General features: G+C 70.9%; 13 protein-coding genes. 8 read left to right on the top strand and 5 right to left on the bottom strand.

The annotated features are described in order from the left end of the window. Positions 1 to 153: 153 nt before the first annotated feature. Entirely contained in the window at positions 154 to 981 is an 828-nt protein-coding gene (locus ACQEU8_RS26125) for an oxidoreductase (RefSeq protein WP_433105185.1), read from the bottom strand. A gap of 153 nt (positions 982 to 1,134) precedes the next feature. Here ACQEU8_RS26125 and ACQEU8_RS26120 point away from each other — a divergent pair, with 153 nt between their 5' ends. The 3 genes from ACQEU8_RS26120 (at position 1,135) to ACQEU8_RS26110 (ending at position 3,788) form a co-directional block, all read left to right on the top strand. After that, the gene (locus ACQEU8_RS26120) at positions 1,135 to 2,028 is read left to right on the top strand and encodes a LysR family transcriptional regulator (protein WP_433105183.1); all 894 of its coding nucleotides are present in this window, start codon (positions 1,135 to 1,137) and stop codon (positions 2,026 to 2,028) included. 411 nt (positions 2,029 to 2,439) lie between these two features. Further along, positions 2,440 to 3,147, top strand: a complete 708-nt coding sequence (locus ACQEU8_RS26115; RefSeq protein ID WP_433105181.1) for a hypothetical protein — start codon at positions 2,440 to 2,442, stop codon at positions 3,145 to 3,147. Positions 3,148 to 3,308: 161 nt separating this feature from the next. After that, positions 3,309 to 3,788, top strand: coding sequence for a type II toxin-antitoxin system PemK/MazF family toxin (locus ACQEU8_RS26110; protein ID WP_433105179.1), 480 nt, complete (start codon positions 3,309 to 3,311; stop codon positions 3,786 to 3,788). Between the two features lie 73 nt (positions 3,789 to 3,861). Here ACQEU8_RS26110 and ACQEU8_RS26105 read toward each other — a convergent pair whose 3' ends face one another. After that, a complete protein-coding gene (locus ACQEU8_RS26105) occupies positions 3,862 to 5,019 on the bottom strand; it encodes an RNA-guided endonuclease InsQ/TnpB family protein (protein WP_433105177.1) in 1,158 nt (385 codons plus the stop codon). A gap of 26 nt (positions 5,020 to 5,045) precedes the next feature. Between ACQEU8_RS26105 and tnpA the strand changes: the two genes are divergently transcribed. Continuing rightward, positions 5,046 to 5,474: an IS200/IS605 family transposase gene (gene tnpA / locus ACQEU8_RS26100; RefSeq protein ID WP_433105175.1), complete on the top strand. Its 429-nt coding sequence runs from the start codon at positions 5,046 to 5,048 to the stop codon at positions 5,472 to 5,474. 305 nt (positions 5,475 to 5,779) lie between these two features. Continuing rightward, a complete protein-coding gene (locus tag ACQEU8_RS26095; RefSeq protein WP_433105173.1) occupies positions 5,780 to 6,562 on the top strand; it encodes a PIG-L deacetylase family protein in 783 nt (260 codons plus the stop codon). Positions 6,563 to 6,605: 43 nt separating this feature from the next. On the opposite strand, the gene ACQEU8_RS26090 is transcribed toward ACQEU8_RS26095, so the two are convergent. The 3 genes from ACQEU8_RS26090 to ACQEU8_RS26080 all read right to left on the bottom strand — a co-directional run bounded on the left by ACQEU8_RS26090 (position 6,606) and on the right by ACQEU8_RS26080 (position 9,781). Then, a complete protein-coding gene (locus ACQEU8_RS26090) occupies positions 6,606 to 7,844 on the bottom strand; it encodes an MFS transporter (protein WP_433108720.1) in 1,239 nt (412 codons plus the stop codon). Positions 7,845 to 8,088: 244 nt separating this feature from the next. Then, the gene (locus tag ACQEU8_RS26085; RefSeq protein ID WP_433105171.1) at positions 8,089 to 8,664 is read right to left on the bottom strand and encodes a methylated-DNA--[protein]-cysteine S-methyltransferase; all 576 of its coding nucleotides are present in this window, start codon (positions 8,662 to 8,664) and stop codon (positions 8,089 to 8,091) included. A gap of 97 nt (positions 8,665 to 8,761) precedes the next feature. Further along, a complete protein-coding gene (locus ACQEU8_RS26080; RefSeq protein ID WP_433105169.1) occupies positions 8,762 to 9,781 on the bottom strand; it encodes a glycerophosphodiester phosphodiesterase family protein in 1,020 nt (339 codons plus the stop codon). Between the two features lie 204 nt (positions 9,782 to 9,985). Between ACQEU8_RS26080 and uvrB the strand changes: the two genes are divergently transcribed. From uvrB to ACQEU8_RS26065, 3 genes are all read left to right on the top strand, one after another. Continuing rightward, positions 9,986 to 12,103: an excinuclease ABC subunit UvrB gene (gene uvrB / locus ACQEU8_RS26075; RefSeq protein WP_433105167.1), complete on the top strand. Its 2,118-nt coding sequence runs from the start codon at positions 9,986 to 9,988 to the stop codon at positions 12,101 to 12,103. A 171-nt stretch (positions 12,104 to 12,274) separates the two neighbouring features. Further along, entirely contained in the window at positions 12,275 to 12,853 is a 579-nt protein-coding gene (locus ACQEU8_RS26070) for a TerD family protein (protein WP_433105165.1), read from the top strand. Positions 12,854 to 13,043: 190 nt separating this feature from the next. Continuing rightward, the gene (locus ACQEU8_RS26065; protein ID WP_433105163.1) at positions 13,044 to 15,011 is read left to right on the top strand and encodes a TerD family protein; all 1,968 of its coding nucleotides are present in this window, start codon (positions 13,044 to 13,046) and stop codon (positions 15,009 to 15,011) included. Positions 15,012 to 15,015 lie beyond the last annotated feature (4 nt).

The following is a 15,015-nucleotide window of genomic DNA, read 5'->3' as shown; positions in this document are numbered from 1 at the left end:
GGAACTGCTCCCCTGGGGGCACCTCCCGGCCGGAGGCTGGGGGACTCCGGCCGGGTGGGGGTACCCCCGGCCGAAGGCTGGGGGAGTGCCCCCAGCAACCACAACCCAACCCGCAGCCCGCAACCGACGGCCAGGGCTCCCTCACCGGACGCCCTACCCCTCAATCGCCGTATCGCGCGCAACCGTCTCCCAGCTCTCCACCTCGGTGCGGACCCGCTCCAGATGGCCGAGCACGGCGTCCACGGCATCGTCGCCCAGCGGGAGGCGCAGCGGCGTCTCCTCGGCGGCGAGCGCTGTGAGGATGGCGGCGGCGGCCTTGGCCGGGTCGCCGGGCTGTTTGCCGTCGCTGGACTCGATCATGCGGCGGGTGGTGCCGACGGTGTCCGCGTACGGCCCGGTCTCCTCGCTGGTGGTACCCGCGCTGAACAGGCCGGTACGGAACGAACCGGGCTCGACGATCAGTACCTTGATGCCGTACGGCGCCACCTCGTCCGCCAGCGCCTCCGACATCCCCTCCAGCGCGAACTTCGTGCCGCTGTACGCCCCGAACCCGGCGAAGGACAACTGGCCGCCCATGCTGCTGAGCTGCACGATGGCGCCCGTACGGCGTTCGCGCATGTGTGGCAGGACGGCGCGGACGAGGGCGGCGGGGCCGAAGACGTGCACATCGAACAGGGCGCGCAGTTCGTCGTCGGTGGTCTCCTCCAGGGCGCCGACGTGGGTGCGTCCGGCGTTGTTGACCAGTACGTCGATCCGGCCGTGCCGGGCCAGTACGTCCGCGGCGACTCCCGCTGCCTGCTCGCTGTCGGTGACGTCCAGGCGCACCGGGTCCACCTGGTCGGGGTGTTGGGCGACGAGGTCGTCCAGCGACGCGGGACGGCGCACCGCCGCCACCACGGTGTCACCCGCGGCCACGGCCGCCTCGGTGATCGCCCGCCCGAACCCGCTGTTGGCGCCCGTCACCAGCCACACTCTGCTCATCTGCACTCCGTTTCCTGCCTGTTCCGGCTCGACGAGTCGTCTCGTCCCATGTCCGGCCCTGCCCCGACTCCGGTCGTGCGGCGGGCCGTCGGTGAGCAACACTCCTCGACAATTCCGTCGCACGTCCAAGACCTTCCGTGATAGCCAACGGTTATGGACGTGCACGGTCGGGAGCTGCGGTACTTCGTCACGGTGGCGGAGGAGTTGCACTTCACCCGGGCAGCCGAGCGCCTGTTCGTCTCGCAGCCCGCACTGAGCAAGCAGATCCGCATGCTGGAGCGGACACTCGGCGTCTCCCTCTTCGAACGTGACCGGCGGGGCGTGGCGCTGACTCGTGCGGGGGCCGCCCTGCTGCCGTACGCACAGCGGGTGCTGGCCGAATGGCAGACAGGCTGGAAGGCGGTCGAGGCCGTCAGGGCAGCGCAGCGGGCCGGTCTGGTGGTCGGCATGAGCTCCAGCCCGGGGCGGGACGGCCTGCTCCCCGCGATACGGTCGCGCGTCACCGCGGAGCACCCCGAAGCCGTGCTGAAGATACGGCAGTTCAGCTGGGACGACTCCACCGCGGGGCTGGCCGACGGCACCAGCGATGTGGCCTTCGTCTGGCTGCCGCTGCCCGAGCCGGAGCGCTACCGCTGGACCGTGGTGGCCCAGGAGCCGCGCCACGTCGCACTGCCCGAAACCCACCGGCTGGCCCGGTACGTGACCGTCGACTTCGCCGATCTGCTGGACGAACCCTTCCTCGCCCTGCCGAAGAGCGCCGGGCCGCTGCGCGACTACTGGCTCGCGACGGACGCCCGCGCCGGCCGCGAACCGGTCATCGGCGCGGAGGTCAGCAGCTCCGAGGAGACCTACGAAGCCCTCGTCGGCGGTCAGGGCGTGTGTCTGCTGGCGGACGGCAACGCGCCGCTGCTGATGCGGGGCGGCGTGGTCACCCGCCCCGTCCCGGGGCTCAGCCCCAGCCGCCTGGCCGTCGCCCGCCGCGCGGACGACGACCGGCAGCTCGTCCACGCCTATATGCGGGCGGCGAATGGCGCGGCGGGAGACTGACCGCCGGTGGTTGACCCCGAGGGCTGACCCCGACCGTGGGAGACCGATCCCGATCCGCGTTGCCCGCTCTGCGCAGTTCCTCCACACCTCATGCACACCGGGCGCCGGGTGGCCGCCACTGTGACTGTCATCACGGGCCTTGTCGCTCACGGACAGGCGGGGGAAGCTGTCGATCGCGGAGCTGTACCAACTCCCGCGTCGGAGGCGGGACATACGCCGTCGGCCCTGAGTTGTCTTTGACCGTTGATGACCGCTCGTTGACCGTCCCTGGCCCGTTGCTTGGTTTCCCGCCTGCCCCGGGCTACCGGGCTGTGGCCCCCGGTCGGGAGAATTGTCACCTCCGGCGAGTACTCTGCGCCGAACGCAAAGACAGCGCCGTACAACGCGGCGAACGGAGCGAGGAGCGGTCCGATGGCCTTTCGTAAGGCGACGATGAAGAAGCAGGTGGCCGAGGCCATTGCCCAACAGGCGCCCGGAGACCGGCCACTGGTCTCGGTCGCCACCGTCGCGGGTCCGAACCCGTGGCTCAGCGTCGGTTTCCTGGGACTGATCGGCCAGTTTCTGATCAAGTACTACTTCATCACGGTCACCGAACAGGCCCTGTTGGTGCAGCGGATGTCCCGGTTCTCGCAGCGGCCGAAGGAAATCGTGCACGCGATCCCGCGCGACCAGGCCCCCTCCCTCTTCGGTGAGATCCAGCTCAACCCGCTGTGGAGCTTCTACCACATGTCGCTGCCGGGCGAGGCCAAGCCGGTGCGCATCAACATCCACCGCATGTGGCGCAACGAGCTGGAGGAACTGCTCGCCGTCGTCGGGGGCGCGCCCGGTCAGCAGGGCGCCCCGCAGGGCTACGCGCCGCAGCAGGGGTACGCCCCTCCGGCCCAGCCCCAGCAGGGCTACGCGCAGCAGCCCCCGCAGGGCCAGCCGTACGCCCAGCCGCAGGCTCCCGGCGGCTACCAGCAGCCGCAGCCCGGCCAGCACTACGGCAACCCGCAGGCCCCCGGCGCCCCGGCGGCCCCTCCCCAGCAGCCCGCGCAGCAGCCGGGCCAGTACTACGGCAACCCGGGCCAGCAGCAGGGCGGCGCCCCCGCCGACCCGCGCAGCAACCCGTACGGGTGATGCCGCTCGCCGTCCGCTCGCGGCCGGCCGACCCCACCCGCTCCGCACGGCGCCGCGTTGCGAACGCGGCGCCGTCGGCGTCGAGGGGCCGTAATCCCTGCTGGCGGGCGCCTGTTCGAGGCCGGCGTCGGCGGCCCGAGGCCGGCCGATAGCTTGAGGCCATGAGTCAGGCAGCCGGCCAATGGGGCGAGGAAGACGAGCAGGTTCCCGGCAGGAGCGGGCCGACCGCGACGGTCGAGGTGGATCCGCGTGCGGTGGGTGCCGTACGCATGAGGTACGCGCCCGATCCGGACGGCGACCCGGACCCCGGGGAGATCGTATGGACGTGGGTGCCGTACGAGGAGGCCGACGGCCGGGGCAAGGACCGCCCGGTGCTGATCGTCGCGAGGGAGGGCGACGGTGATCCGTCGCCGGTCCTGGCCGTACAGCTCACCTCCCGGACCAGGAACGGTGACCAGGAGTGGCTGCCGCTGGGTTCCGGTCCCTGGGACCGCGAGGGGCGCCAGTCGTGGGTGGGACTCGATCGGGTGCTGCGGGTGCACCCGGGCGGCATGCGGCGTGAGGCGTGCGCCCTGGACCGCGCTCGCTTCAACGCGGTGGTGCACCGCCTCCAACAGGTCCACGGCTGGCGGTCAACTTGACCCGGCCCTAAAGGACCGGGCTTGGAGGTAGCGCCCAACTGGCTGCTGGGTTGGCTCCTCCGTCCAGACACCCCTATGGGGTGGCAGGGACGCGTGACTCACGCCCCGCATTCCACACGGTCTCGCCACGGGTGGCGATGTTGTGGGAAGCATTCCGATCGGCGTGAGCAACGACCCCGCACCCCCGGCAGATGAAAAGCCCCTGGTCGACACGGTTGCGCTTGTCGACGTGGCCGCACTCGGCGCACGTCTGCGACGTGTACGCGGGATCAGCGAAGACCAGGGGCACGCCTGCCCGCTTGGCCTTGTAGACGATGAAGTCTCCGAGCTGGGCGAAGGCCCAGGAGTGGAGTGCGACCCGTTGGGGCTTGCGGAGCCGTACCCTCTGCCGGATGCCCTTGAGTTCTTCCCGGGACAGTCCGGACGAGGTGCGTTCAGCCTCGGTCACGATCGTCTTGGCGATGATGTGGTTGGTGTTCTTGACGTGCCGCTGTTCGCGGCGGGAGCGCTCCTTCAACCGGCGCTTGGCGGACTTGGTGCGCTTCTTCTGGAGCTTGGCCCGCAGGGCAAGCTGACGCTTGCGGTAGCGGTTCAGCCCGTGCCCGGCGGCCTGGTAGCCGGTGGACGTGGTGGCGATGTTGACGATGCCGAGGTCCACGCCGATGAAGCCGTCCGGCTCGTAGGTCTCGGCCTCGGGGACCTCGCAGGTGGCGATCAGGTAGAAGGCCCCGTCACGCTCGATCAGGTCGGCCTCGCCCTTGCGGTACTCGCGGAGCGTCTTGAGCGCGTCGGCGGAGCAGGCGAAGCGGACGTTCTTCAACCGGCCGGAAGTGGTCCAGATAGAGACCATCTGCGCGTCGTACTGCCAGCTCAAACACCGGTCGTCATACGGCTGCGCGGCCTGCGGACGGAATGTGATCGGCTTCAACTCCGCCTTGATCCGGCGCTTCGACTTCGGCTTGCCGAGGTTTCCGGCGCGGATGTTGGCGTGCAGCGTGGTGTACGCATCGCGCACCTTCTTGATCACGTGTTGCGCCGCCTGCGCCCCGAGCCCGGAGGCTTTGAGGTGCGGGTACGTGTGCTTGCGCAGCTCGTACTCACGCGGCACGCCGTGGGCGAAGGCCACTTCGGAGACCCAGCACGCCAGGTCGTTGACCGTGCGCAGGGTCGCCGACAGCGCGGTGGCCTGGTCGGCCTCCGGCATCAGCTTCACCTGCGTCACGATCTTCATGCCGGGCATCGTACTACAGTTGATCTATGTCACCACGCTGGGAGCCAAACCCCAACATTCGCAGGGGCCGCACGGTCGTCTACACCCTGCACGCGCACTTGGTCTTCACGCCCAAGTACCGGCGCGGACCGTTCACCGACGAGATCCTTACGCGCTGCGAAGAGATCATGCGGGCCGTGTGCGCCGACTTCGAAACCGAGCTGGTGGAGTTCAACGGCGAGGCCGATCACGTCCACCTGCTCGTGCACTACCCGCCCAAGGTCGCCATCTCCCGGCTGGTCGGCTCCCTCAAGGGCGTCTCAGCCCGCAGGCTCCGCCAGGAGTTCCCCGGCCACATCCGCAAGTACCTGTGGGGCGACCACTTCTGGTCCCCGTCCTACTTCGCCGCGTCCTGCGGCGGCGCGCCGCCGGCGATCATCAAGGAGTACATCGAGAACCAGAAACGTCCCGGCTGAGGCCAACAGTGCAGACCCGTGCACCCGTACGGGTCACCCCTATCTTGAGAAGCGCTTCCTCCCGGCCCTGAAGGGCCGGGGTTCCGCGCTAGACCCTGCTGAACGGGCCGGTCGGGCCGGCGGGCCAACCGGTCAACGGGCCAATGGGCGAACCGGCCGACTGGCCAATCGGCGAACCGGCCGACGTGCCGTCGGGGCGGGAGGCTGACAGGCTGTTGACGCCGCTCGGGAACAGCACGGCACGGTGCGAAGTTGCATCCGGTGAACGGCGCCAACGGGGGCGCGGGCGAGGAAGGTGGAACGGAATGACGGCCACAGCGCAGAGCGCGGAGGAGCACGGCGCGGCTGAGCAGTTGGCGGCGATGCCTCAGGACTGGACCCGGGCGCTGGCGATCGTCGCCCATCCGGATGACCTGGAGTACGGCGCCGCCGCGGCCGTCGCCGAGTGGACGGCGCAGGGCAAGGAAGTCACTTACGTCCTGGCCACCCGCGGCGAGGCGGGCATCGACACCATGGAACCCGGCGAGGCCGCCCGGGTCCGCGAGGCCGAACAGCGCGCCAGTGCACAGGTCGTGGGAGTGGCCGAGGTCGAGTTCCTCGACCACCGCGACGGTGTCCTGGAGGAGGGCCCGGCGCTGCGCAGGGACATCGCGGCGGCGATCCGCAGGCACCGGCCCGAGCTGGTCATCACCCTCAACCACCACGACACCTGGGGCGGCGGGCCCGGCAGCCCCTGGAACACCCCCGACCACCGCGCGTTGGGCCGCTCCGTCCTCGACGCCGTCGGCGACGCGGGCAACCGGTGGATCTTCAGCGACCAGCTCGAGAAGGACGGCGTGCTGCCCTGGAGCGGCGTGCGGTGGGTGGCCGTCACCTCGTCGCCGACCGTCACGCACGCCGTGCGGGTGGGGGAGGAGGCAGCCCGCAAGGGGCTCGCCTCGCTGCTGGAGCACCGCGCCTATATCGAGGCCCTCACCGACGAGGACCCCGAGACATACGCGCGTTCGATCGTCTACGGCGGCCTCGACCACTACAGCCGGCTCAACGGCGGCCACCGCTCGGTCGCCTTCGAACTCCACCCTCGCTGACCGACCGGGCGGTATGACGGGGAGAGGGCGGCCCCCTGTGGGGTCAGCGCCGTACCGCGACGACCACCGTCAGCGCTGCCACCGGGAGGAGCAGCACTGACGCCAGCAGGTTCAGCCAGCCGTAACCCGCCTGGGCGACGACGAGACCGGAGAGGGCGCCGCCGGCACCCGCGGCGGAGTTCATGATCATGTCGGAGAAGCCCTGCACGGCCGCGCGGGCCTGCTGCGGAACGGAGTCCGTCAGCAGCGCGGAGCCGGAGACCAGCCCCGCCGACCAGCCCAGCCCCAGCAGGAACAGCCCGGCCGCGGACTGCGCGTGGTTCCCGTTCGCCGTCCCCGCCAGCGCGGTGGCACACCCCAGCAGGGCCACCCCGGACAGGATCACGCTGAACCGCCCGATCCGGTCCGCGAGCCAGCCCATCACGGGCGAGAACGCGTACATGCCGGTGATGTGCCCGCTGATGACCAGCCCGATCAGCTCGACCCCGGCGCCGTGCCCGCCCAGGTCGACGGGGGTCATCACCATCACGGAGACCATGACCGTGTGGGAGCCGGCTATTGCCGCCAGGGCGACCCGGGCGTGCGGCGAGGCCGCCACCGCGGCCAGCCCCGCCCGTAGCGACCGCCCGCCGCCGTCCCCGTCCGCTTCCGCCCCCACGCCCTCGGCGTCGCCCCTCTCGGCCCGTGCCAGCGCGCGGGCCGTCAACAGCGGGTCGGGCCGCAGCAGCAGATGCAGCAGCGCCCCGGCCAGCAGGAAGACGACGGTTCCCCACAGGAACGGGCCCGCCGCCTCCGGTATGCCGAGTCCGCTCACACTCTTCCCGGCGGGCGCCGCGATGTTCGGGCCCAGCACGGCGCCGACGGTGGTCGCCCATACGACCGTCGAGATGGCCCGCGCCCGGTGCAGCGGCTCGGCCAGGTCGGCGGCCGCGAACCGCGCCTGGAGCCCGGCCGTGTTGCTGGCACCGAAGGCGGCCATGCCCACCAGCAGCAGCGGGAAGTTCCGCATCGCGGCGCCGGCCACCACGACGAGCCCTCCGACGGCGGCCACCGCGTAGGCGGACGTCAGCCCGACGCGCCGCCCGCGCCGCGCCATCAGCGCCGCGAACGGCAGCGACAGCAGCGCCGTGCCGATGACGGAGGACGTCGACGCCAGACCCGCCACGGCCTCCGAGCCCCCGATCTCCTCGGCCAGCACGGCGGCCAGCGCCACCGCAGTGGAGACCCCCAGCCCTCCGAGGATCTGACTGATGACCAGCGCCAGCCGCACCCGCCGCCGCATGGCCTCCAGCTCGGCCCCGCCCGGCACCGCACGCTCGTCGGCGGCGAACTGTGCCGGAGGCCCCGCTATGTCCTCCGGTATGTCATCACCGTCGGCCGTGTCACGAATGTCAGTCACGCCGCGCAGTCTGGCACCCCGCGCCCCGCGCCACCACGGGCTTGCGACGGATCAGCGGGACCGACGGACGGGCCGATGGACGAGGGGACGGGCCGACGGACGCCGGGGACGTGGGGGACCGGCCAGGTCAGAACAGGGGCTGCGGCAGCACGCCCTCCAGTGCGAGCAGCGCCCGCTTGGTTTCCAGACCGCCGCCGAAGCCGCCTATCCCGCCCGAGCTCTCCAGCACCCGATGACAGGGCACCACGACCGGCAGCGGATTGGACCCCATGGCGACTCCGACCGCGCGGGCCGCACCCGGGTCGCCCACGCGGAGCGCCAGATCCTGATAGCCGACGGTCGTCCCGTACGGCACCCGGGTCGCCAGCTCCCGGAGGACCCGCTCGTTGAAGCCGCCGGTCAGCGACCAGTCCAGCGGGACGGTGAACGGATCGGCGGAGCCCGCGAAGTAGCGGTCGAGCGCCGCCACGGCCGCGGCGAGGTGGCCGGACGGCGCGGGGGCGTGCTCGGCGGGCTGCGGCCCGGCGGGCTCCGGCTCGGCGCCGAAGCGGGCGGACAGTCGCGAAAGGGCCTGGTCGAGTGTGCGTCCTCGCGCATGGAAGACGACGTTGACCAGGCCCTTCTCGGTGGCCGCGAGCAGCAGCGGCCCGATGGGCGTCTCGCGCAGCGTCCAGGCCGTCGGCCGCACCGGGTTGTCAGTCATAGCCGCACACTAGAGGCCCCCTCTGACAGCCCCACGGCGGCAGCCGACCGGCGCCCCGGCGCCCGGCTCACGTGCCCCGGCCCTCCGCAGGCGGTGCTCAGCCGATGGGCGACCGCTGCCGCACGGCGTCGCTGATCACATCCGGCTTGTTGGAGATGATGCCGTCCACCCCCGCGTCGGCGACCTTACGGGCGGTGTCCGCGTCGTTCACCGTCCATGTGAAGACCTCCAGCGTCTTGCTGTGCGGGCCCTTGAGCGCGTGAACGGCGTTCACATAGTCCTTGGTGGCGTCCGTGTAGGTGGGGTTGATCTGGTCGGTGAACTTGGCGTACTCCTTCAGGGAGCTCACCTTGGGGGTGCCCAGGAAGCCCGTCTTCACCTCGGGCTGCTGCTGGTGCACCCGCTGGACCGACGCCTTGTCGAAGCTCTGGATGATGAGCTTGCTCCGGGTGTTGAGGCCCAGCCAGCCCCTGTTCCGCAGCGCGGCGAGGGTCTCGCGTTCGATGCCCGGATAGATGTCGGGCGACTTCAGCTCCAGCAGGAGCTCCTGCCCGTTCTGGGAGAGCCGGTCCAGGAACTCGTTCAGCGTGGGGATCTTCTCGCCCTTGAAGTTGCTGCCGAACCAGCTGCCGGCGTCCAGCGTCTTGATCTCCTTGAGCGTGAAGTCGGAGACCTTCCACGGGCTGCGGTCGGGGAAGCGCTTCTCGACATCCGTGGTGCGGGAGAGCGTGGTGTCGTGGATCACGATGAGCTTGCCGTCCTTGGTGCGCTGCACATCGTTCTCGACCCAGTCGATGCCGAGCTCGTGCGCCTTGTCGACGGCGGCGAGCGTGTTCTCCGGTGCGTAACCGGATGCTCCCCTGTGCGCAACCGGGAGGGGTGCCCGTTGTGGCTTCCGGACGCCAGGCTTGCGCGCAGGTGTCTCGGTGCCGGTGGGTTCGGCAGCGTAGCTGGAGTCGGGGTCGGCGGGTTCGGGGTCGGCGGGGTCGACGACGGGCTCCGGCGTCTGTCTGGCCGACCGTTCCGAGGCCGCGGCGGTCGGCGTGGCGGTGAGGAAGAGCGCGCTCATACCCAGCAGTGCACCTGCGGCGGTAGCGGTCAGCGGGCGTATCGACATGCGGGACTCCTCGCTTGTGCTGCACGGACTGACAAAACAGTTCCCGATGCGCAATACAAACAAGCGGGGACAAAGTGGCGTAGAGCTGAACGAGTTGTAGTCGAGCCGCTGACCTGCGACGGAACAAATTGGCAGCAATCTGCCAGTGGGGGGTAGTTTGCGCTCCGGAGCCCGCTGTCAGAGGTGAGTCGTACCGTGGTGAACATGCGGCCCAACACCGAGATCCAACGCAAGGTGGCGCCCTTCGAGGTCGTCAGCCCCTACCAGCCCAGCGGCGACCAGCCGACCGCCATCGCGGAGCTCGCACAGCGAGTCACCGCAGGTGAGAAGGATGTCGTGCTGCTGGGCGCCACCGGCACCGGTAAGTCGGCCACCACGGCGTGGATGATCGAGAAGCTCCAGCGCCCGACGCTGGTGATGGCGCCGAACAAGACCCTGGCAGCGCAGCTCGCCAACGAGTTCCGCGAGCTGCTGCCGAACAACGCGGTCGAGTACTTCGTCTCGTACTACGACTACTACCAGCCGGAGGCGTACGTCCCGCAGACGGACACCTACATCGAGAAGGACTCCTCGATCAACGAGGAGGTCGAACGTCTGCGCCACAGTGCGACGAATTCGCTGCTCACCCGGCGTGACGTGATCGTCGTCGCCTCCGTCTCCTGCATCTACGGCCTGGGCACCCCGCAGGAGTACGTGGACCGCATGGTGCCGCTGAAGGTCGGCGAGGAGATCGACAGGGACGAGCTGCTGCGCCGCTTCGTGGACGTCCAGTACACGCGCAACGACATGTCGTTCACCCGCGGCACCTTCCGGGTCCGCGGCGACACCATCGAGATCTTCCCGGTCTACGAGGAGCTGGCCGTCCGCATCGAGATGTTCGGTGACGAGATCGAGGCCCTCTCCACCCTCCACCCGCTCACCGGCGAGGTGATCTCGGACGACCAGGAGCTGTACGTCTTCCCCGCCTCGCACTATGTGGCGGGTCCGGAGCGGATGGAGCGCGCCATCGGCGCCATCGAGGCCGAGCTGACCGAGACGCTGGCCACCATGGAGAAGCAGGGCAAGCTCCTGGAGGCCCAGCGGCTGCGGATGCGGACGACGTACGACATCGAGATGATGCGCCAGATCGGCACCTGCTCCGGCATCGAGAACTACTCCCGGCACATCGACGGCCGTGACCCCGGCTCCGCGCCGCACACCTTGCTGGACTACTTCCCCGAAGACTTCCTGCTGGTCATCGACGAGTCCCACCAGACGGTCCCGCAGATCGGTGCCATGTACGAGGGCGACGCGGCGCGCAAGCGCACCCTGATCGACCACGGCTTCCGGCTGCCGTCCGCACTCGACAACCGCCCGCTGAAGTGGGAGGAGTTCCTGGAGCGCACCGACCAGACCGTCTATCTGTCGGCGACGCCCGGCCCCTACGAGCTGGCCCGCTCCGACGGCTATGTGGAGCAGGTCATCCGCCCCACCGGGCTGGTCGACCCGGAGGTGGTCGTCAAGCCGACCGACGGCCAGATCGACGACCTGGTGCACGAGATCCGGCTGCGCGAGGAGCGCAACGAGCGGGTGCTGGTCACCACCCTCACCAAGAAGATGGCCGAGGATCTGACGGACTACTTCCTCGAACTGGGCATCCAGGTCCGCTATCTGCACAGCGACGTGGACACCCTGCGCCGCATCGAACTGCTGCGCGAACTTCGCTCCGGCGAATACGACGTGCTGGTGGGCATCAACCTGCTGCGCGAGGGCCTCGACCTGCCCGAGGTCTCACTGGTGGCCATCCTGGACGCCGACAAGGAGGGCTTCCTGCGCTCCGGCACCTCGCTGATCCAGACGATCGGCCGCGCGGCCCGTAACGTCTCCGGCCAGGTGCACATGTACGCGGACCAGGTCACCCCCGGTATGCAGCGCGCGATCGAGGAGACCAACCGGCGCCGCGAGAAGCAGATTGCCTACAACGCGGAACACGGCATCGACCCCGAGCCGCTGCGCAAGAAGATCGGCGACATCGTCGCGGACATCGCCCGCGAGGAGATCGACACCGAGGCGCTGCTGGACACGGGCTACCGCAAGCGGGACGAGACCGGTAAGGCAGCCAAGGGCAAGGCACCCACCCCCGCCAAGAAGCGGGCCGCCAAGGGCGCCGAGGAGCTGACCGACCGGCCCGCCGCCGAACTCGCCCAGACCATCGAGGATCTGACCGAGCGGATGCGCGCCGCCGCCGCCGAGCTCCAGTTCGAGGTGGCCGCCCGGCTGCGCGACGAGGTGGGCGAACTGAAGAAGGAGCTGCGCCAGATGAAGGAGGCGGGGCTCAAGTAGCACGGCGCCGCCATACTCCGCGGGGTGCGCTGCGACAGCGGTACCGCGCGGAGTGTTGCAAGACCGACACAAGTCCTGGGCGGCCGTCCGGGCTGTCGGTCCCCTTGCGTAGGGTGCTGTGCCTGGTGGCCGTCGGCCGGTGGCGGCCGCGGTTCGAGAGAGGGGACGTACGTGTCGGTCAACTTGTCCAAGGGCCAGGGGATCAGCCTTCAGAAGAGCGACGGGGCCACGCTCACGGCGGTGCGCATGGGTCTGGGCTGGCAGGCCGCACAGCGCCGGGGCCTGTTCGGTAAGCGCTCCAAGGAGATCGACCTCGACGCGTCGGCGGTGCTCTTCGCCGACAAGCAGCCCGTCGACGTGGTCTTCTTCCGCCACCTCGTGAGCGACGACGGCTCGGTCAAGCACACCGGTGACAACCTGGTGGGCGGCGTGGGCCAGGGCGGCGACGACGAGGCGATCATGGTGGATCTCCAGCGCGTCCCGGTCCACATCGACCAGATCGTCTTCACGGTCAACTCGTTCACCGGGCAGACCTTCGCCGAGGTCGAGAACGCCTTCTGCCGCCTCGTCGACGAGACCAACGGCCAGGAGATGGCCCGCTACACCCTCACCGGTGGCGGCCAGTACACCGCGCAGATCATGGCCAAGGTCCACCGGCAGGGCAGCGGCTGGCAGATGACCGCCATCGGCGAGCCCGCCAACGGCCGCACCTTCCAGGACCTGATGCCGACGATCCTGCCGAAGCTGTAACAGGCCACAGCTGTAACAGGCGACAGCTGCAGCAGGCCACAGCTGTCGCAGGTGCGACAGGCCGCAGCCGGTGGCGAGCCACCTCCTGCCGAAGCTGGGCCGACCCGGCGCTTCCGGCACCGCGACAGGCGCCGGGATCCGCCGTAGGCGCGATGAGCCATGTGACGAGCCACAGGGGAGAGGCACGACGATGACGGCCGAGCTGGTCCGGGGGCAGAACCACCCGCTGCCCGGGACCCGGGTGGAGATCCGGGTGACGGCGGGCACCCCGATCGTCGCCGGGGCGACGCTCAACGACGAGCAGGGGCGGATGCGGGACGCGGGGTGGATCGCCCACCCCGCCGCTCCGCAGCTGCCCGGGGTGGAGGTCTCCCGCCAGGCGGCCGCCGTCCACCACCTCGCGGTCGACCCGGGCGCTCTGCCGCAGGACGTCCACCGGGTGAACATCCTGCTGGCCCTGCCGACTGTGCCGGGCGCCCCGGCCGACTTCGCCGGGCTCGCCGCGCCGTTCCTCGCCGTCACCGGCCCGGACGGCGAGCAGCTCGTCAGCTACACGGTGACGGGGCTGAGCGCCGAGTCCGCCGTGGTCGCCCTGGAGCTGTATCAGCGCCAGGACACCTGGAAGGTGCGGGCCGTCGGGCAGGGGTACGCCGACGGGCTCGCCGCGATGCTCGCCGACCAGGGCCTCGCCGAGGCACGCGCACTCGCCGAGACCATCAACGAGGCGGTGGCCGCCGGAATGGCCCGCTCGGTGGCGCCCGCGCCCGACCGGCCGACCCGGCACGCCGCGGGCTCCCGCACGGAAGCGGGACAGCCCACCGCGGCTTCCGCCCAGCCCGCCGCCGAGGCCCAGCAGCCGGCCCAGGGCGGCGCTGCCTCGGGCGGCGGCCCGATCAACTACCGCCACCCGCGCCGCGCGACGGCCACTCCGCAGCCCGCGGCCGGTCCCGCCCAGCCGACCGTGCCCTCGCAGGCCGGCGCGGCCCAGCCCGGTGCCGGGCCGCAGGGCCAGGGCGGGGACGGCTCCCAGCCCGTCGCCGGGGACGCCCCCGGCTGGTCGATGGAGGAGCGGCTCTACAACCAGGTGTGGGGCATGTTCGAGGACTTGGCCCGCAGCGTCGCGGCGTACCGCTCGGCCGTCGACTTCGCCGACTCCCGTATGGAACGCGAACTGGAGGGCGTGCTCGACGATCCCCGGGCCCGCATCGGCCCCGCCGCGGACGCGGCCCGCGCCGAGGCCCGGGCCAAGCACAGCGCGCTGGTGGAGCAGGCCCGCGCGGTGCTGGAACGGGACGTGGCCCAGCTGGAGGCCGAGTCCGAGGTGGTCGAGCCGGCGCTGCCGCCCGCGCTCGCCCGCTGGGACAACCCCGTATGGCAGGCGTACGAGCCGCCCGCCGAGCGCCCCATGGCCCTCCGGGTGGGCGATCTGAGCGTCCCGGAGCGCGCCGAGTTGCGTATACCCATGCTGGTGCGGCTGCCGCTGGAGCGGGGCCTGTGGATCGACAGCGGCCGGCTGCGGGGTGCCGAGGCGGGCCTGGCGGATTCGGACGAGCTGCGCCGCCTCGCGCAGCTGACCGCCACGGCGCTGGCCGCCCGTATCGTCGCCGTACACCCCGCCGACGAGATGACGCTGCACGTCATCGACCCGGCGGGCTCGGCCGCCACCTCACTGCTGCCGCTGGTGGAGTCCGGCGTGCTGCGGGATCCGCCCGCGGCGGGCGCGTCCGGGGTGGCCCGCACCCTGGAGCGGCTGACGCAGCGCGTCGACCTCGTTCAAATGGCGGTACGCAGCCGGGCCACCGACGCGCTGCCGCCCGACCTGGACCTGGCCGACCAACTGCTGGTCGTGCACGACTTCCCGCACGGCTTCGACGACCGCGCCGTAAACCAGCTGCGCTATCTCGCGGACGAGGGTCCCTCGGTCGGGGTCAGTCTGCTGGTGGTCGCCGACCGGGACGAGGCGCGCGGCTACGGCCCGGTTCTCGACCCGCTGTGGCGCTCGCTGCTGCGGCTGACACCGGTGCCGGACGACCATCTGGCCGATCCGTGGGTGGGCCACGCCTGGACATACGAGCCGCCGCTGGCGCCCAGCAACAGCCAGGTCGTGCCACAGGTGCTGCGGCGCGTCGTGGCCGCGCGGCACTCTTCCGGAGGCTGAGAGG

Origin of the sequence: Streptomyces sp. CA-250714 (assembly GCF_050936705.1) — a bacterium.
Taxonomy (GTDB): Bacteria; Actinomycetota; Actinomycetes; order Streptomycetales; family Streptomycetaceae; genus Streptomyces.
Note: the sequence above shows the minus strand (reverse complement) of the source record. Positions and strands in the feature narration are given on the sequence as shown.

Coding starts and splice junctions, on each gene's coding strand:
- uvrB (WP_433105167.1), top strand. CDS start 9,986: ATGCGGCCCAACACCGAGATCCAACGCAAGGTGGCGCCCTTCGAGGTC.
- ACQEU8_RS26080 (WP_433105169.1), bottom strand. CDS start 9,781: ATGTCGATACGCCCGCTGACCGCTACCGCCGCAGGTGCACTGCTGGGT.
- tnpA (WP_433105175.1), top strand. CDS start 5,046: ATGTCACCACGCTGGGAGCCAAACCCCAACATTCGCAGGGGCCGCACG.
- ACQEU8_RS26090 (WP_433108720.1), bottom strand. CDS start 7,844: ATGCGGCGGCGGGTGCGGCTGGCGCTGGTCATCAGTCAGATCCTCGGA.
- ACQEU8_RS26110 (WP_433105179.1), top strand. CDS start 3,309: ATGAGTCAGGCAGCCGGCCAATGGGGCGAGGAAGACGAGCAGGTTCCC.
- ACQEU8_RS26125 (WP_433105185.1), bottom strand. CDS start 981: ATGAGCAGAGTGTGGCTGGTGACGGGCGCCAACAGCGGGTTCGGGCGG.
- ACQEU8_RS26065 (WP_433105163.1), top strand. CDS start 13,044: ATGACGGCCGAGCTGGTCCGGGGGCAGAACCACCCGCTGCCCGGGACC.
- ACQEU8_RS26115 (WP_433105181.1), top strand. CDS start 2,440: ATGGCCTTTCGTAAGGCGACGATGAAGAAGCAGGTGGCCGAGGCCATT.
- ACQEU8_RS26105 (WP_433105177.1), bottom strand. CDS start 5,019: ATGAAGATCGTGACGCAGGTGAAGCTGATGCCGGAGGCCGACCAGGCC.
- ACQEU8_RS26120 (WP_433105183.1), top strand. CDS start 1,135: ATGGACGTGCACGGTCGGGAGCTGCGGTACTTCGTCACGGTGGCGGAG.
- ACQEU8_RS26095 (WP_433105173.1), top strand. CDS start 5,780: ATGACGGCCACAGCGCAGAGCGCGGAGGAGCACGGCGCGGCTGAGCAG.
- ACQEU8_RS26085 (WP_433105171.1), bottom strand. CDS start 8,664: ATGACTGACAACCCGGTGCGGCCGACGGCCTGGACGCTGCGCGAGACG.